This window comes from Leifsonia sp. fls2-241-R2A-40a, assembly GCF_030209575.1.
Classification (GTDB): Bacteria; Actinomycetota; Actinomycetes; order Actinomycetales; family Microbacteriaceae; genus Leifsonia.
In genome coordinates this window covers 1,924,602-1,942,894 of sequence record NZ_JARVRS010000001.1, presented here as the reverse complement: position 1 = coordinate 1,942,894, position 18,293 = coordinate 1,924,602, and the positions used below count along the sequence as shown (strand labels likewise).

At 70.7% G+C, this 18,293-nt stretch carries 11 protein-coding genes; 8 read left to right on the top strand and 3 right to left on the bottom strand.

Going from position 1 to position 18,293, the window contains the following annotated elements; all coding sequences use genetic code 11:
- Positions 1–58 precede the first annotated feature (58 nt).
- The 3 genes from QRN40_RS09715 to QRN40_RS09705 all read left to right on the top strand — a co-directional run bounded on the left by QRN40_RS09715 (position 59) and on the right by QRN40_RS09705 (position 7,752).
- Complete coding sequence (locus tag QRN40_RS09715; protein ID WP_285115396.1) at positions 59–4,744, top strand: PKD domain-containing protein; 4,686 nt, start codon at positions 59–61, stop codon at positions 4,742–4,744.
- A gap of 150 nt (positions 4,745–4,894) precedes the next feature.
- Positions 4,895–6,214: an O-antigen ligase family protein gene (locus QRN40_RS09710; RefSeq protein WP_285115395.1), complete on the top strand. Its 1,320-nt coding sequence runs from the start codon at positions 4,895–4,897 to the stop codon at positions 6,212–6,214.
- Positions 6,211–7,752, top strand: a complete 1,542-nt coding sequence (locus QRN40_RS09705) for a tyrosine-protein kinase domain-containing protein (protein ID WP_285115394.1) — start codon at positions 6,211–6,213, stop codon at positions 7,750–7,752. The genes QRN40_RS09710 and QRN40_RS09705 overlap by 4 nt, the downstream gene beginning before the upstream one ends.
- Positions 7,753–7,959: 207 nt before the next feature.
- Here the strand turns inward: QRN40_RS09705 and QRN40_RS09700 are convergent, their stop codons facing one another.
- Positions 7,960–8,625 carry a DUF4352 domain-containing protein gene (locus QRN40_RS09700; RefSeq protein WP_285115393.1) on the bottom strand — a complete coding sequence of 222 codons (666 nt, stop codon included), beginning with the start codon at positions 8,623–8,625 and terminating at the stop codon, positions 7,960–7,962.
- A gap of 48 nt (positions 8,626–8,673) precedes the next feature.
- The gene (locus QRN40_RS09695) at positions 8,674–9,645 is read right to left on the bottom strand and encodes a glycosyltransferase (RefSeq protein WP_285115392.1); all 972 of its coding nucleotides are present in this window, start codon (positions 9,643–9,645) and stop codon (positions 8,674–8,676) included.
- Between the two features lie 122 nt (positions 9,646–9,767).
- On the opposite strand from QRN40_RS09695, the gene QRN40_RS09690 reads away from it, so the two are divergent.
- Genes QRN40_RS09690 through QRN40_RS09670 form a run of 5 tightly spaced genes read left to right on the top strand, consistent with a single transcriptional unit; the run spans position 9,768 to position 15,636 of the window.
- Positions 9,768–11,099 carry a phenylacetate--CoA ligase family protein gene (locus tag QRN40_RS09690; protein WP_285115391.1) on the top strand — a complete coding sequence of 444 codons (1,332 nt, stop codon included), beginning with the start codon at positions 9,768–9,770 and terminating at the stop codon, positions 11,097–11,099.
- Complete coding sequence (locus QRN40_RS09685) at positions 11,086–12,174, top strand: glycosyltransferase (protein ID WP_285115390.1); 1,089 nt, start codon at positions 11,086–11,088, stop codon at positions 12,172–12,174. The genes QRN40_RS09690 and QRN40_RS09685 overlap by 14 nt, the downstream gene beginning before the upstream one ends.
- Positions 12,171–13,169, top strand: coding sequence for a glycosyltransferase family 2 protein (locus QRN40_RS09680; protein ID WP_285115389.1), 999 nt, complete (start codon positions 12,171–12,173; stop codon positions 13,167–13,169). The genes QRN40_RS09685 and QRN40_RS09680 overlap by 4 nt, the downstream gene beginning before the upstream one ends.
- Complete coding sequence (locus QRN40_RS09675) at positions 13,166–14,263, top strand: glycosyltransferase family 4 protein (protein WP_285115388.1); 1,098 nt, start codon at positions 13,166–13,168, stop codon at positions 14,261–14,263. The genes QRN40_RS09680 and QRN40_RS09675 overlap by 4 nt, the downstream gene beginning before the upstream one ends.
- Positions 14,260–15,636, top strand: coding sequence for a lipopolysaccharide biosynthesis protein (locus tag QRN40_RS09670; RefSeq protein ID WP_285115387.1), 1,377 nt, complete (start codon positions 14,260–14,262; stop codon positions 15,634–15,636). Before QRN40_RS09675 ends, QRN40_RS09670 begins: the two co-directional genes overlap by 4 nt.
- Here the strand turns inward: QRN40_RS09670 and QRN40_RS09665 are convergent.
- Positions 15,589–18,282, bottom strand: coding sequence for a right-handed parallel beta-helix repeat-containing protein (locus QRN40_RS09665; protein WP_285115386.1), 2,694 nt, complete (start codon positions 18,280–18,282; stop codon positions 15,589–15,591). The genes QRN40_RS09670 and QRN40_RS09665 overlap by 48 nt on opposite strands.
- Between the last annotated feature and the right edge of the window lie 11 nt (positions 18,283–18,293).

The window sequence follows — 18,293 nt, the reverse complement described above, 5'->3', positions numbered from 1 at the left end:
GTCACTTCAGTGGAGGGACATCACTCGGCCCGACCCGACCCCCCATGGAGACCCGACCATGAACCGACTGACCCGAGCGCGAACGCTCGCCATCACAACAGCAATCGCGCTCGGCCTCGGCACCTTCTTCGCCGCCGGCCCCGCATTCGCAGACAGTGCACCTCCCAACCCTGCCGATCCGGCGACACCACCCACCGTCACGTCCGACGTGCTCCCCACCCCGCAGATCGACGGCGTCGTCTGGTCGCAGGCCGTGGTGGGCAATGTCGACTACGTGGCGGGCAAGTTCACCACCGCCCGCCCCGCGGGCTCGGCCGCCGGCGTCAACACGGTCACGCGCAACAACGTGCTCGCGTTCGACGTCACCACCGGCAACCTGATCAGCTCCTTCGCCCCCAGCCTCAACGCGCAGGCACTCGCCGTCGCCGGGTCTCCCGACGGCACGAAGGTGTACGTCGCCGGTGACTTCACGACGGCGGATGGGGTCGGCGCGTACCGCATCGCGGCGTACAGCACCGCGACCGGCCAGCGCATCGCCTCCTTCAAGCCCATCATGGGCTCCTCGGTACGCGCGCTGGCGGTGACCAACAACGCGGTGTACGCCGGCGGCTGGTTCACCACCGCGAACGGCGTCGCCAAGCAGCGCGTGGCCGCACTGGACCCCAACACGGGAGCAACGCTGCCGTTCCAGGCGGACGCGGACTACAACGTGAACGCCATGGCGGCGAGCACGGACGGCACGCGTCTCTACGTCGGCGGCCAGTTCGCCAGCCTCTCCGGCATGGCGGCCCTCGGTCTCGGCGCCGTCGACGCCGGCACGGGCGCCTACCTCCCGTGGGCGGCGAACCAGACGGTCCAGGACTACGGCAAGAACGCCGGCATCACGTCGCTGGCCACCACGCCGACGGCCGTCTACGGCTCCGGCTACGACTGGGTCGGCGGAACGGGCAACCTCGAGGGCTCCTTCTCGGCGGACCCGGTCTCCGGCAACATCCAGTGGATCGAGGACTGCCACGGTGACACGTACTCCGTGTTCCCCGTGAACTCGCTGCTGTACGTCGTCGGCCACCCGCACTACTGCGGCAACATCGCCGGAGGCGGCTTCCCGCAGACCTCGCCCACGTGGACCTTCCACCACCTGCTCGCCTTCTCGGCCGCAGCGGTCGGCACCCTCGCCAACGACCCGATGGGTTACTTCAACTGGGGCGGAAAGCCCTCCCCGGCGCTGCAGGACTACTTCCCGAACTTCACCACCGGCAAGTACACCGGTCAGGGCCAGGCGACCTGGTCTGTCGCCGGCAACTCGAAGTACATCATCGCCGGTGGCGAGTTCCCGAGCGTGAACGGCGTCGCCTCGCAGGGCCTCACCCGGTTCGCGGTCCGTTCCGTGGCCCCGAACAAGGTCGGCCCGCAGGGCATCCCGCTCGTCCCCAAGGCGGTCTCGTTCGCCAGCGGCCAGGTCCGCGTCTCGTGGAATGCCACGTACGACCAGGACAACGGCTACCTGACGTACAAGGTCTACCGCGACGCGGGGACCACGCCGGTCTACACGGTCACCCAGCGGTCGAACTTCTACACGACACCCGCCATGGGCTTCGTGGACACCGGCCTCGCCCCGGGATCGACGCACATCTATCACGTCAAGGTCTCCGACCCGGACAACAACACCACGAACAGGGATACGCCCAGCGTGACGGTGGCCTCCACCAACACGTCGAGCGACTACTCCGACAGCGTGACCGGTGCCGGCGCCACGTCCTACTGGCCGATGGATGAGACCAGCGGACAGACCGCGTACGACCACGTCGGGTTCAACGACCTGACGCTGCCGGCCGGTGTGACCCGTTCGACGGACGGACCGCTCACCGGCTCCGGATCGGCGGTCTTCGACGGCAACAGCTTCGTGACCCCCGGCCAGCAGATCACCGGATCGAACAACTTCACGGTTCAGGCGTGGATCAACACCACCACCACCTCCGGTGGCAAGATCCTCGGCTTCGGCAACTCCAACACCGGTAACTCGGGCAGCTACGACCGGCACGTCTACATGGACAACTCCGGCCGGATCTGGTTCGGCGTCTACCCGGGCGGCGTGGCCACCGTGAACAGTGCAGCGTCGTTCAACGACGGGAAGTGGCACCAGATCACGGCGAGCCTCAGCTCCGGCGGAATGCAGCTGTACGTCGACGGCAAGCTCGTCGGCACCCGCACGGACGTCACCTCCGGACAGCAGTACTCCGGCTACTGGCGGATCGGTGGAGACAACATCGGTGGATGGCCGTCCCAGCCCTCGAGCCAGAACTTCGCCGGCTCGATCGCACAGGTCGCGATCTACCCCGCCCCGCTGAGCCGCAACACCATCGCATCGCAGATGGTGGCCGCGGGCCAGCCGTCGCCCATCCCGGCCGCGCCGAGTGACGCGTACGGTGCTGCGGTCTACGCCGGGAACCCCGAGTTCTACTGGCGCCTCGGTGAGACGCTGGGCAGCACCGCTGCGGACTCCGGTCCGAACGGTGTGACCGGCAACTACATCGGCACCTACAGCCAGCAGGCGGCCGGGGCCCTCGCGGGCGTCTCCAACACCGCTGTGTCGTTCAACGGCGGCGCGGTGGTCAACGGGACGCAGGACTCGAACCCGACGGTCTACACCGAGGAAGCGTGGTTCAAGACGACCACGAACTCCGGAGGCAAGATCATCGGATTCGGCGACGCGACCAGCGGAACCTCCAGCAACTACGACCGTCACGTCTACATGCAGGACAACGGCCAGCTGGTCTTCGGAACCTGGACCGGTCAGACGAACACCATCACGACCGGACCGAGCTACAACGACGGAGCGTGGCACCAGGTGGTCGCGAGCCAGGGCCCGGACGGCATGAAGCTGTACGTCGACGGCCAGCTCTCGGGCACGAACCCGCAGACCTCCGCACAGGGCTACAGCGGCTACTGGCGGATCGGCGGGGACACGACCTGGGGCTCGTCCAGCCCGTGGTTCAACGGGACCATCGACGAGGCGGCGGTCTACCCGACCGTGCTCGACGCATCCACCGTGCTGAACCACTACAACCTCGGTACCGGCAACAAGCCCAACCAGGCGCCCACCGCAGCCTTCACGAACGTGATGACCAACCTGAGCGGAGCGTTCGACGCCACGACGTCGAGCGACCCGGACGGCACGGTCGCCTCGTACGCCTGGGACTTCGGTGACGGCTCGACGGGCATCGGCGCGACCCCGACCCACGTGTACGCCACCGCAGGCACCTTCACGGTCACGCTGACGGTCACCGACAACGCGGGTGCGACCTCGGCTGCTGTCACCCACTCGGTGGTCGCAACCAAGGCCAACCAGTCCCCGACCGCCGCGTTCACCTCCACGGTGAGCAACCTGACCGCCTCCCTCGACGGCAGCACGTCCAGCGATCCCGACGGGACCGTGGCGAGCTACGCCTGGGACTTCGGAGACGGCCAGACCGGCACCGGAGCGACGACCAGCCACGCGTACGCCGCCGCAGGCACGTACACGGTCGGCCTGACCGTCACGGACAACCAGGGCCTGGCCTCCACCGCCACGACCCACAGCGTCACCGTGACAGCCCCGGCCAACCAGCCGCCGGTCGCCGCCTTCACCAGCAGCACGTCGAACCTGACCGTGTCGCTGGACGGCTCCGGATCGTCCGACCCGGACGGCACCATCGCCTCCTACGCCTGGAACTACGGTGACGGGCAGACAGGCACCGGTGCCACCGCGACGCACACCTACGCCGCGGCCGGGACCTACACGGTCACCCTGACGGTCACCGACAACACGGGCGCCACCGCGCAGAAGACCGCGACCGTCAGCCCGACGGCTCCCCCGGTCAACCAGCCCCCGGTGGCTTCGTTCACCAACTCGACGTCGAACCTGACGGTGTCGGTGGACGGATCGGCCTCGGCCGACCCGGACGGCACGATCGCCTCGTACGCCTGGAACTACGGTGACGGGCAGACCGGGACGGGCGCGACCGCGACGCACACCTACGCCGCGGCCGGGACCTACACGATCACGCTGACGGTCACCGACAACCAGGGCGCGACCGCGCAGAAGACCGCGACCGTCAGCCCGACGGCCCCGGTCGGCCCGCAGCCGCTCGCAGCGGACACCTTCAACCGCACGCTCGCGAGCGGTTGGGGATCCGCGGACACCGGCGGCGCCTGGACCGTGAGCGGCGGCGCGACCAACTACGCGGTCGCTCCGGGCTACGGTCAGCAGACCGCACCCGCCGGATCCAGCCGGACGAGCTCCCTCGCGGGGGTCAGCTCGACCAGCACCGACACCACGGTCAAGTTCAGCACCACGACGATGCCGACCGGCGGCGGGACCTACGTCTCCGCCATCGGCCGCCTGGTCGGGGCGACGGACTACGAGGCCCGCGTCTGGGTGAAGTCGACCGGTCAGGTCCAGCTGCAGCTCCTGCAGGGCTCGACCACGCTGTCGGCCGCCAACATCGCCGGCATCACGTACGCGGCGGGCGACACCCTGTCCGTCCGGGTGCAGGTGACGGGCACCAACCCGACGACGATCCGGGCCTCGGTCTGGTCGGCGTCCCAGGCGGCCCCCGCCACCTGGCAGCTGCAGGCGACGGACACCACCGCCGCCCTACAGACGGCCGGTAGCGTCGGCCTCCGCGAGTACCTGTCGGCGACGTCGACCACCACCCCGGTGGTCGTGCGCTACACCGGGTACCAGGTGGTGCCGGTGGCCTGATCCGACCAGCACTCGACCGGGCGGGGCATGCAACACGCCCCGCCCGGTCCGCTCGTACAGGGCCCCAGGCCCGTCCGAGTACCATGAGACAACTTCTCAGCCGGACCGACCCCGGCACTTGCGCCCGACCCGCAGACGAGAGGCACCACCATGACGGGCACGTCCGTTGACCACCTGATGATCCAGGTGCTCGCCGTCGTCGCTGCCGTCGTGCTGCTCCTCGTCCTCCGCCACGCGCCCCGGCTCTCGGTGGCGCTCTGGCTCGCCGCCCTGTGCCTCATCCCGATCTGGATCGGCGTGGGCGTCGGCTTCAACGGCAAGCTGTTCCTTCCCGCCGTGAGCGCGGTCGGACTCGTCGTGATCGCCGCGCTCATCCCCGTCCCCCGGTTCGACCTGGTCTGGACGGACGCCTTCCTCGTCGTGCTCATGGTCATCGGCGTCGCGGGGCTGTTCGGCGCCAACTCGTCGATCGCCTTCGCCACGCTGATCACGATGGTGTCGTACTTCGCCATCGGCTACATCGTCGGGCGGCTGGCCTCCCTGCGCGTGTCCATGGCGTGGCTCAGCGGAGCGATCGCCATCGCCTTCACGATCGTGGGGGCGCTCGCGGTGATCGAGTTCGTCACCCGTTTCAACCCGTTCGTGCTCATCCATGCCGGCAACGGCCTCTACAGCGCCTGGGGCACCATCCAGATCCGCGGAGGCGTCCCCCGCGCGGAGGCCGCATTCGGCCACTCGATCGCTCTCGGCTCGAGCCTCGCGCTCGCCATCCCCTTCGCCATCGCCGCGCCGTTCCGGCTGTGGGTCCGGCTGCTCATGGTGGCCGTCCTGCTCGGCGGCTGCGTGGTCAGCTTCAGCCGCACGGCGATGCTCTGCGCCGCGATCGGGCTCCTGCTCTCCGTGTTCTTCTCGCGCGAACTGTCCGTGAAGGCGCGCGGCATCACCCTCACCGTCCTCGCGATCGCCGCCGTCGCGGCATCGCCCCTCGTGCTCTCGGTCTTCGACGACGCCGGCACAGAGGCGACCGGCAGCGCCGACTACCGCGGCGACCTCCTCTCCCTCCTCGGCAGCATGAACCCCATCGGGGTCGCCGACTCGGCACAGAAGGACTCGGCCGGCACGCTCCACTTCGCGCACTTCGTGTCCATCGACAGCCAGCTGGTCCTCACCGGCCTCACCAACGGCATCCTGGCCATGGTGCTCGCCTGCGTCGCGCTGATCTGCGCCGTCTGGACCGTGCTGCGGGGGCGCGCCGTTCCGGCGACCATCGCGATCGTAGCCCAGATCCCGGCCCTTGCGACCGTCGCCCTCATCACCCAGTACTCCATCTTCCTGTTCGCCGTCGTCGGCATCGCCGCGACCGGCCAGTGGCTGTCGCGCACCGCGCGTGGCAGCCTTGCACTACAGGACTCGACCATCACGGCCCCGACCGGCCAGTCCCGCCCGATCCCCCTTAAGGAACCGTCATGACCCGGAACCCGTATCTCGCCCTGTTCCGCCACTTCTGGTACGTCGTCGTCGCCGGCGCGCTCATCGGCGCCATCGGAGGCTGGGGACTCAGCCAGCTCGCCACCCGCGAGTACACGTCGACGACGAGCCTCTACTTCTCCCTCAGCGCGGGCGTCACGGGGAACGACATCAACCAGGGGTCGACGTACACCCAGAACCAGATGCTCTCCTTCGCACAGCTGGCGACCGCGCCGGTGGTGCTGCAGCCCGTCATCGACAGCCTCGACCTCAGCGTGACGCCGGCGGCGCTCGCGAAGCAGATCGCGGTCACGACGCCGCAGAACACCGTCGTGCTCCAGCTGGATGTGACCGACACGTCGGCCAAGCAGGCGACGGACATCGCCAACGCGGCCGCGGCGAGCCTGCGCGCGCAGGTCGAGGACATCGCGCCCAAGAACGCCCAGGGCAACGGCACGGTCACCACGCGGATCATCGAACCGGCCGTCGAGCCGGTCGGACCGTCGGCGCCCAACGAGCGCCTCAACATCCTGATCGGCCTGGTCGTCGGCATCCTCATCGCCGCGGGCGGCCTCCTGCTGTGGGAGGCGATGAGCACGCGCGTCGACTCGGAGGAGAAGACCGCCGCGGTCAGCGGGGCGCCGAGCCTCGGCACCATCCGCCGTCGGCGCGGCGCCACTCAGGGCCTCGCGATGGTCGGCGACACCCGCTCCAGCAGCGCGGAGGACTTCCGGCAGCTCCGGGCGAACCTCGAGTTCGTCGCGGTCGACGTCTCCTCCCCGGTCTTCGTGCTCACCTCATCCATCCTCGGCGAGGGCAAGTCCACTGTGGCCACCAACCTCGCCATCGCCCTCAGCGAGGGCGGCCGGCGCGTGCTCCTCATCGACGCGGACCTGCGCCGTCCGGCGATCGCCCGCTACACCGGCCTCGTCCCCGAGACGGGCCTCAGCACGATCCTCGCCGGCCGGGTGTCGCTCGCCGACGCCGTCCAGCCCTGGGGCGACGGCTCGCTCACGGTGCTGACCGCCGGACGCATCCCGCCGAACCCGAGCGAGCTGCTCTCGTCGCGTGCCATGAGCGCACTGATCGCGGAAGCCCGGACGATGTACGACGTGATCGTCATCGACACCCCGCCGCTGGCGGCAGTGGCCGACGCGGCCTCCCTGGTGCCGGAATCCGACGCCACTGTCGTGGTGGTCGACCGCACGGCGGTCCGCCGCAGCCAGCTGGTGCACACGGTGGACGCCATCCGCCGCGCGGGCGGCTCGGTCGCCGGAACCGTGCTCAACAAGGCGCGCGGCAAGCGCCCCGGCAACGCGTACTACTACTACCAGCTCGACGAGGATGCGAAGCCGGGTCCCGAGGCACCCGCCGCCGGACCCCGCCGGCCGAGCGGCGCTGCGCCGGCGGCCGTTCCCCCGCGCTCGGCGCCTGCGGCTGCGGCGGCTCCTGCGGCCGAACCCGCTGCTCCCGCGAGCGAAGCCGGTGACGAGCCCGCCGACGACACTCCGTCCACCGCACCGCAGGTCGCCCAGAAGTAGCCCCGTACGCGCTCACGGTCGCCCGCGGGCGCAACGTCGGGGAAGCGCCGCCGAATCTCCGACGGACCGCGGTGGGGCAGGAGATTCGGAGGGTTGCGTGCCGAATCTCCCACTCTCGCCGTCGGATCTCCGACGTGAAGGGCGGACGACGAAGCGCCGGTGGCCCCTCGCGAGAGGGACCACCGGCGCTTTCGTGTCGCTGGAGGGCTACTTGACCAGGACGAGCGACGAGGAGCCGCTGCCCACGGTGACGCGGAAGGCCGACTCCGATCCCTTCGGAACGGAGAAGACGTACTCGCCGGAGGCCTGCTCGCCGGCCGCGAGTGCGCCGCTGAGGCCCGTGGTCTGGGAGGCGACCGGCGACGCCGGCGTGTAGTCGTCGCCGTAGTATCCGTTGACGCTGAGCGAGCTGAGGTCGACCGGCTTCGATCCGCCGTTCTTGACGACGACGGTCGCCTTCATGCCCGGACCGTTGACCTCACCGGGTCCGGACGCCTTCACGTCGACCTCGGTGAACGGCGACACCGATACGGTGACGCCGCCGCCGAAGGAGCTGCTGTCGCCGGTCGTCACGGTCTCCGCGACGGGGGCGCCGAAGCGCGGGTCCGGTGTCGGGGTGGCGTCGGCGCCCTTGGGCGCGTCGCTCGACTTGGGTGCGCCGGTGGCGGTGGGGCCGGTGATGGCCGGTGCGCTCGGGACCGGGGTCCCGACCGCGACGAGGGTGTGAGGCGTCGACGGCGGCGTCGACGACTGCGCCGAGAGCACACCCCAGGTGATGCCCGCGGCGCACAGCAGGACGGCACTGCCGCCCGCGATCCACGGGACGAGACGGCGACGACGGGGCTCGTCGTCCTGGTCGGCCGGAGTGGTCATGGCTACGCTCCCAGTTGCACGGTGTCGGGTATTCCGTGCCCCAGCAGTCTACCGCGAGGAATTCTCACCTTTCTGGCCCCTCTTGGTGGGGGATGCGGCGAACCGCCGGCCTTCGCGGACCGCCCGCGCAGCGAGCAGCAGGAGCCCGGGACGACGCAGCAGCTGGCGCCGTCCGCCCTGCAGCAGCACCTCCCACGCGATCCGGAGCGACAGCCGGAGGCCGCGCCACCGGGCGACGGTCTCCTCGGGGAGGTTCAGCCGGGCGAACACGAGGCGGTTGCGGATGTTGTGGAAGTAGTAGACGTCCGACTTCGGCTCCCCGGACGACTGCCGGCCCTGGTCGTGCTCCGCCGTGCCCTGCGTGCCGCCTTCGGCGTGAACGGCGTGCGCATCCTCCCGCACCACCAGCCGTCCGCCGACGGTGACGACCTGCCACGAGAGGTCCACGTCCTCCCAGTACAGGAAGTAGTCGTCGCGGAACCCGCCGACCCGCTCCCACAGCTCGCGGGAGAGCAGGAGGCACGCGCCGCTCAGCCAGAAGGCCCTCTCGGCGCCGGGGAACCGATCCCGGGCGCGCGGCGAGCGGATACGGCCGTCGGCGAGGTACAGGTCCGATCCGACCGACCACACCGATCCGTCCGGCCGGTCGATGCGGGGTGCGACCAGCGCCAGCGGATCCGCCGCGACCTCAGCCTCCAAGAGAGCCAGAGCACCCTCGGCGAGGCGCGCGTCGGGGTTGAGCAGCAGCACCCGGTCCGCTCCGCGTTCGAGCGCGCGCGCGACGCCGAGGTCGCAGCCGCCGCCGAAGCCGACGTTGACGTACGGTGTGACGAGGTCCCAGCCTCGCTCCGCGGCCAGTCGCCGCGCCCGCTCGCGTTCCTCCGCGCCCGAGTAGCTGTCGACGACGACGAAGAGCACATCCGGCCGCTCGGCCTGCAATCCGCGCAGGTTCTCTGCGACCAGGGCGGCGGCTGCGTAGTTGACGACGACCACCGCGGTCGCGCTCGAGGCCGATTCCACGTCCCAGTACCCCCAATAAAGGTGAGAAAACTTCGCTTTCGGGCGTTGAGACAATATCCTGATTTCATCACCGGCTTGAGCCGGCGCGTCGAATCTACCCGAACCCGACCAGGGAGGACGCCGTGACTTTTCGCCGACTCGTGTTCGACATGAAGCGGGATCTGTTTCTCCGCGACAACAAAGCCATGTACGACCGCCTGCTGCGCGATCAGCGGCTCGAGCCCGAAGAGCTCGCGGCGGTGCAGGCCCGGCGTGCCATCGACCACGCACGCTTCGCCTACGAGAACACCCGCTTCTACCGCGACCTCTACCGGGATGCGGGGATCACTCCGCAGGACCTCACCGACCCGGCGGCGTTCACCTCGCTGCCCATCGTGACCAAGTCGGATGTGCGCGCGCACTTCGACGACATCCGCTCGACCGAGGCGACCCCCGAGAACTCGGTGGTCTCCACCTCCGGAGGCAGCACCGGCGAGCCGCTCAAGCTGCTCCGCGACCTGCGCACCCCCACCCGGACCATCGAGTGGCGCCTGTTCAGCTGGTGGGGCATCCACCCGTCCGACAACGTCGCTCTCGTGTCCCGCCAGGTGAAGAGCAAGAGCGCGACGCGCAAGCACGACCTGCAGTGGTGGCCTTCGCGGCGCATCCAGCTCGACGCCTACCGGATGGACGAGAACTCGGTCAGCTCCTTCATCTCGCAGTGGGAGAGCGCCAAGCCCGAGGTGCTCGTCGGCTACGTCGGCGGCATCGTCGAGCTGGCCTCCTTCCTGGAGCGCTCCGGCATCGCCTTCCACTCGCCGAAAGCCATCGCGGTCACCGCCGCACCGGTCACCCCGGCCCAGCGCGCCCTCATCGAGCGGACGTTCGGAGCACCGGTCTACGACCACTACCGCTGCGCGGAGATCCCCTGGATGGCCGGCGAGTGCCGCGAGAACGACGGGATGCACGTCTTCGCCGACGTCCGCGTCATCGAAGTCCTCAACGACCAGAACAAGCAGGTCGTGCCGGGCGAACTCGGTGAGACGGTCGCCACCGACCTCACCAACCGCGTCTTCCCGCTCATCCGGTACCGCCTCGGCGACCGCACCACCACGATCGCCGGCCGCTGCGCCTGCGGCGTCACGCTGCCGCGCATCGCCAACGTCGCCGGCCGCGTCTCGGAGGCGCTGCACCTGCCGGACGGCCGCGTGGTCGCCGGCGAGGGCCTCACCCAGCTCTTCAGCAACGCCATCGACGAGGTCCGCCAGTTCCAGGTGCACCAGCTGTCGGACTACTCGATCGTCGTCCGCTGCGTCCCCGCGCCGGACGAGCACGCCGTGACCGCGATCGAGCAGTCGGTCGACCGCATCCGCGACATCGTGCAGGGCAGCGTCCCTGTGCGGCTCGAGCTCGTCAGCTCCATCCCCCACGACGGCGGCAAGATCCGCTACATCCGCAGCGATGTCCCCGCGTGAGCGCGACGGGCGCGGACTGACGGTCCTGCAGTCCTTCCCCGTCCCACGGCCGACGACGAACCCGTACCTGATCATGCTGGCGCGCTCGCTGCGCGAGCAGCCCGGCGTGACGGTCCTGCCGTTCTCCTGGCGGACCGCCCTGCTCGGCCGCTTCGACGTGTACCACTCGCACTGGCCGGAGATCCTCGTCGGGGGCCGGACGCCGCTCCGGATGCTGGTGCGCCAGTTCCTGGTGCTGGTGTTCCTCGCCAAGCTCACGGTGCTGCGCATCCCGCTCGTCCGCACCGTGCACAACGTCGGGCTCCCGGACGGCCTCAACCGTCGTGAGCGCGCCCTGCTCGCCCTGATCGACCGCATGACGACTCTGCGGATCGTGCTCAACACCGAGACCCCCGTCCCGGACGGCGCGGCCGTCGCTCTGATCCCGCACGGCCACTACCGCGACTGGTTCGCCGAGCAGCCGCGTTCCGAGGCGATCCCGGGTCGACTGGCCTTCACCGGTCTCATCCGGCGGTACAAGGGCGTCGAGTCGCTGATCGCGGCCTTCGAGGCGGCCCGGCAGGCGGATCCGACGCTCACCCTGAGCATCGGCGGCCGCCCCACCGGCACGGAGCTCGAGCGGACGGTTCGCACCGCCGCTCACGACCGCTCCGGCATCACGGCGACCCTGCGCCACCTGGACGACAGCGAACTGGTCGCGGCGGTCACGTCGTCGGAGCTGGTCGTGCTCCCCTACCGCTTCATGCACAACTCGGGCGGACTGCTTGCGGCGCTCTCGCTCGACCGGCCGGTGCTCGTCCCGCGCAACGCCGTGAACGAGGCGCTGTCCGAAGAAGTAGGCCGCGGCTGGGTGCGGTTCTTCGACGGTGAGCTCTCGGCAGCCGCCCTGGTGGATGCGCTCGCGTCCGGTCGTACCGCTGGGCGGTCGGCCTCGCCGAATCTCTCCGCACGAGGGTGGGAGCGCACCGGAAGCGCCCATGCCACGGCCTACCGCCGCGCGCTCGCCCTGAAGCGCGGCCACCGCGCCGACGCCGAGGCGCCGGTGCGCGCCGAAGCGCAGGAGGTCACCCCGTGACCTCCGATCCGGGCACCCTGGGCGGTGCGACGCAGCCGGCGCTCCGCACCGCGACGGGGACGCTCACCGTCGTCGTGCTCACCTACCGCCGGCCGCACCTGCTCGCCGTCGCCCTCCCCGAACTGCTCGACCAGCTGAGCGAGCTGGATGCGGCCTCCGGCATCGAGTCCGACCTGCTCGTCATCGACAACGACCCGGACGAGAGCGCGCGCGAACTCGTGACCTCCGTGCCGTCCACTCGCGTGCGGTACCTCACCGAGAAGCGCCGCGGGATCGCCGCCGCGCGCAACCGCGCCCTGGACGAGACCGCCGACCGCGACCTCATCGTGTTCATCGACGACGACGAGCGCGCGCGGCCGGGCTGGCTCGTGCGACTGACCGAGACGTACATCGACACCCGCCCGACCGCGGTCATGGGGCGCGTGATCTCCGACTACCCCGACGGCGCCGACCCCTGGGTCGTCGCCGGCGACTTCCTCCGCCGACCCAGCCACCGGACGGGCGACACCCTCGCCATCGCGGCGACCAACAACCTCCTGCTCGACCGGGCGGCCGTGCGCGGGCTGGGGCTGCGCTTCGACGAGACCCTCGGACTCTCCGGCGGCGAGGACAACCTCTTCACCCGCCAGCTGGTCCGGCGCGGCGGCCGCATCGTCTGGTGCGACGAGGCCGTGCTCGACGACGAGTGGCCCACTGAGCGCCTGCAGCGCCGCTGGCTGCTGCACCGCTCGTTCAGCCACGGCAACACCGCGGCGATCGTGGATGCGCTGATGGAGCCGCCCGGAGCGCGCCGCGCGGCCGTGCGGGTCCGCCGCGCAGCCGGCGGAGCAGGCCGGGTCGTTCTCGGCCTCGGCCGCTGGGCGGTCGGATCGGTCACCGGAGACCTCCGTCACCGGGCGCGCGGGCAGCGCGGCGTCTACCGCGGCTGCGGGATGGTGTCGGGTGCGATCGGCCGGGTCTACCAGGAGTACGCGCGTCGGGAGCAGACCACGTGACCGCTCTCGTGCACACCCGCGTGCGCCTCTACGACCAGGTGCGCACCGCGCATCTGGAGCGCGCCCGCGCGCTGGAGCCGGCGACGATCGTCTACCGCCGGCGGCGCTACGACTTCGACCAGGAGCAGGCACGCGGCCTCGACCTGGTGCAGGCGGGAGCGGCGAAGTCGGTCGCCCTCGCGATGAGCGGGCGCTGGACCGAGCTCGAGGTCAACGAGCCGCTCGACCTGGCGTCCCTCCCGCGCACCGCCGCCGTCCTGGCCGCCACGCGCGTCGGTCGCCTGCTCGGCCGACGGGCCCCCGCCGTCGTCACCTACGCGATCGGCAACCTCGACGTCTTCGACGTGCGCGCACCCCGCCTGCGCTCGCGGCTCCGCCGCCGGGCTGAACTGGCCCTCGCGCGTTACGTGTGGCGCCGCGTCGACCGCGTCGCGTTCGGCACCCCGGGCGCCCGCGACGTGTACGCCCGCCGATTCCCGGCGGCGAAGGACGCGACGCTCATCCCGGCTCTTCCCTCTGCCTGCGACTGCGCCGCGTCACCGCGCGACGGCTCGCGCGTGCTGTTCGTCGGCTCGCTCAGCGAGCGGAAGGGACTCCCCCAGCTGCTCGCGGCGTGGCCCGCGGTCCGGACCGCGCGCCCCGACGCCACCCTCGTGATCGTCGGGATGGGGCCGCTGGAGGACGACGTGCGCCGCGCCGCCGCGGCCGACCCGAGCATCCGGCTGCTGGTCGACCCGCCCCGAGCGGACATCCACCGCGAACTCCGGGCCGCGCGCACTCTCGTGCTCCCCTCCCAGCCGCGCCCGCTGTGGCGCGAGCAGATCGGCCTCCCGATCGTCGAGGCGCTCGCCCACGGGTGCCGGATCGTGACCAGCTCCGAGACCGGCCTGGCCGCCTGGCTCACAGAGAACGGGCACACGGTGCTCGCCCCGCACGCCGCCCCGGCCGAGTGGGGCACCGCGCTCGCGCACTCGCTCACCTCGCAGCAGGATGCGGTCGCCGACGCTCAGCGCATCCTGAGCACGCTGCCGCACGAGGACGGCCGCCTCGCGGCCGACCGCTGGCTGTTCCAGCCGAAGGGGGCGACCGCATGACGCACGTCGCGACCCGGCCGCGCAGCCGGATGGCCACCGCCGTCGGCTCCACCGCCGCCGCCAAGGTGATCGTGATGGGGATCTCCGGGCTGCTCGGGATCGTCACCAGCCGCGTCATCATCCAGAACTTCGGCGTCGCCGCCTACGCCCAGTACGGCCTGCTGACCGCGCTGCCGGCACTACTGCCGTTCGCCGACCTCGGGATGGGCGCTGTGCTCATCAACGCCGTCGCCTCCTCCGACGACCCGCGACGGGATGAGACGCTGCGGCGGACCATCGCCACCACGATCCGCGTGCTCACGATGTCCGGCCTCGTGATCGTGGCCGTGTGCATCCTGATCAGCCTGTTCGGGCTGTGGCCGACCCTGCTCGGAGCGGGCCTGATCCCGGGCAGCGGAAGCACCGCGGCCCTGGTGTGCGGAGTGGTGTTCGGACTCGCGCTGCCGTTGGCGATCGGTCCGCGGCTGCTCATCGGGCTGGGCCGCAACGCGCTCCAGGTGGCGACGCAGGCCGTCGTGGCGCCGATCATCTTCGTGCTGGTCGCCGGGTCGGCGATGCTCGCGCTGCCGGCCGAGTCGGCGATCGCCGTCTACTCGTTCCTCGCCAGCGCGGCGTGCTCCATCCTCTGCCTGCTGCTGGCGTCGCGCGCGCTGCCTCGCCAGCTGGGTCCGGCCGTGCGGGAGGCGCTGCACCCGCGGCGCTACCCGGGCGTCCGCGTACGGAGCACCGCGTGGCCGATGCTGGTGCAGATGATCGCCCTGCCGATCGCGATGCAGACCGACCGGCTGCTGCTCAGCCATCTGACGACCGGCGACGAGCTGGCGCAGTACAACCTGGCGTCGCAGCTCTTCAACATCCTGCTGGCCACCATCGCCGCCTCGGGCATCGCGCTGTGGCCGATCTTCGCACGGGCGAGGGCCGACCGGACGGTGACATCACCGCTCCGGCCGACCCTCTGGTTCACCGTGCTCGGCTTGGTGGGGGCCGTCCTGCTCGCCCTCATCGCGCCGCTGCTGACGTCGTTCGTCTCCGCTGGACGGATCACGCTCGACGGCTGGCTGATCGGTGGCTACGTGGTGTTCATCACACTGCAAGCAGCCAAGTACCCGATCGGGATGTACATGACGGACGAGCGGGGGCTCGCCTTCCAGGTCTGGCCGATCCTGGTCAGCGTGCCCCTCAATCTCGGCCTGTCGTGGTACCTCATCGGGGTCCTGGGAGCAGGAGGGCCGATCGTCGGAACGGCGATCTCCGTCCTGCTCTGCCAGGTGATCCCCAACTTCTGGTGGGTCAGGCGCGACCTCGCACGGCGGGCCGCGCTCGCATCACCAGGCCCCGAGGTGCGGGACTCCGGCCGGCTGGCCGGCCAGTGAAGCGACCTGCGCCGGGACCGCTGTCGCCAGCGAACCGTGGGCCTGTGCGACCGCCGTCGGAGCGCCCGTCGCGGTGACGAGGCTCGGGCCGACGATCTCGGCGCTCGATCCGCCCTGACCGGTTCCGCTCTGGAACGCGCTCAGCGTGGAGTAGATCGCCGGGTTGCTGGCGCCACGCGACCACACCGACAGCCAGCTCGGCTGCGAGGCCGAGGGTCGCTGGTAGAGGTTGTTCGAGACGCTCGTGCCCAGTGTCGCTGCGGAGAACTGGTGGGAGTAGTCCTCCATGCACAGCACGCAGTTGCCGGTCGATCCGGACAGGATCGAGTTCTTCACCTGGGTGCCGGAGCTGATCCAGGTCATGGTCGGGTCCGGGAACGGACGTCGCGGGTCGTGACCGTAGTCCGACGCGTTGGTGCCGCGGCGGGTCGACTGGGTGATGTCGACGTCACGCTTGTTGTCGGCGAGGGTCGAGTTCCAGATGTGGACATCGGCGGAACTGTCTACCTTGATGCCGCCCATCGCGTTTCCGATGGACTTCGCGTTCGACACCAGCGCCTTCCCGGAGATCTCGATGACGAGACCGTTGCCCAGGTTGCGGAGGTAGTCGTTGTTCGCGAACGTCATGTCGTAGACCGCCATGTCCGTCCAGAGACCCTGGCCGTAGTTGCCGACGAACGCGCTGTCGGTCACGCTGACCCCGCGCGAACGCGTGATCTTCAGACCGCCCGACACCGGGGAGGTGTTGAAGTGCTCGTCGGTGTTGTACGCCGCGAGGAGGTTCTTCACCGTCAGGTTGTCGGCGTAGTCGAGGTGCAGACCGGTGAGGCCGTTGCGCGCCACGGTGACGTTGCGGACGATGTTGTTCGCCCCGCCCAGGAAGATGCCCTGGGTCGCGTTGTCCGTGACGGCGACGTTCTCGAGAGTCGTGCTGCCCTTGCCGGCCGTCAGTGCGCCCATGTCGGGAACAGAGTCGGCGTAGCGGCGGATGCCGAAACCGCGGAGGACGTCACCGCTGTTCGCGACCGTGATGGCCTTCTGCAGCGTGCTCGCCCGGGTGTCGCCACCGGAGGGGTCGGTTCCCGTGATCAGCGTCTTCGACGCCTCGTCGTAGGCGAAGGTGCCCGGGACGACCTGGGCCGCACGCGACACCTGCTGAAGGGACGTGCCCTTCACGAACAGCTGGTCGGGGTGCGCGGCCATCGGGTAGGCGGGGTTGATCCAGGTCCAGGCGTCGGCCGTGCCGTCGGGTGCTCCACGGGAGTACGTCGGGCTGTGGTCGAACACGTGGTTCCAGCCGGTGGAGATCCACACGGAACCGCTCTTGGTCCAGGACGTCACCGGGACGCTGCCGTCGAACCAGACGGCCTCGTGCGGGAACGACTGCAGCGTCAGCTGCTTGCCCGGGGGAAGGGTCACGCTCTCGTTGTACGAGCCGGCGCGGAGCACGATGGTCTGTCCGGAGACAGCGGCCTGGATGGCCTTCGCCACCGTGCGGAACGGGCTGGCCTGCGAGCCGGAGCCGCTGTCGGAGCCCTGCAGCGACACGAAGATCGCGTTGGCGGGGACCGGGTAGGCGGTCTGGCCGGGGTCGACGGACCCGGTGGTCTTACGGACGCCGGTCAGGTCGAGACCTGCGGTGACGACGTTCGTCGAGCCGCCGGTGCCCGGTGCCGGCGGTGCCGGAGGTGCGGGCGGAGCCGGAGGCGCCGGCGGAGCCGGGGGAGCCGGCGGCGCGGGGGGCGCCGGCGGGGTGACCGGGGGCGCCGGAGTCGCGGTCGGCTTCGGCGTGATCGTCGGCTTCGGGATCGGAGTGGTCGACGTGCGCGGGAGCAGCTGCTGGGCGTTCAGCGCCGAGTGGCGGAGCGTCACAGGAGAGGATGCGCTCGACGCGTAGGTCCAGACAGCGAGCGCACCGGCGCCGGCGAGGCGCTGGGCGGACGAGTCCGTCGCGACGCTCTGCCACGCGGGGGCAGCGGAGCCCTTCACATAGGCACGCGCGGAGATGGTGACGGGGTTGGTCCCCGTCGCCTGGGCCTCCAGGATGAGCTGCTGACCGGCGGCCACCTTCGGGACGGCCACACGCTCGGGGGCGAGGGTCGCCTGCTGGCCACCGGCGTCGCCGGCGCGGAGCACGGCGAGGGTCGCCACGCCGCGCGGGTTGACGCGCAGCTGAGCGACATAGGCGTGCGCACCGGCGACGCGGAGCCGCACGGCGGAGTACACGCCGTTGCCGGAGCTCGGCAGGGCGGAGACGGTCAGCTGATCCGTTGCGTGGATGTCGCGCTCCGCGATGGAGCCGAGCAGGGCCTGGGTCGACTGGCCCGGGGCCGGAGCCGTCAGGGCGCCGCCCGCGGAGGGCGACACGGAGATTCCGCCCTGCTTGCTGACGGAGTAGGTGCCGCCGACAGCGGCGCTGCCCCAGCCGCTCGCGATGGAGCGGTTGAAGGCGTCGGAGACGACGGTCTTCCCCGTGTCGTACGAGGTCGCAGCCGTCGCACCCAGCGGCATCGTCAGGACCGCCGTAGCGGCCACGGCGGTGATGCCGAGACCGGCGAGGAGACCTTTGAGCCGGTTGGGGGATCGTGTCGGATGAGTGGGGGAGGTGGGGGTGTTGGCGAGGCGGTGTCTGGCCTTGCGGACCATGGACTGTCTTC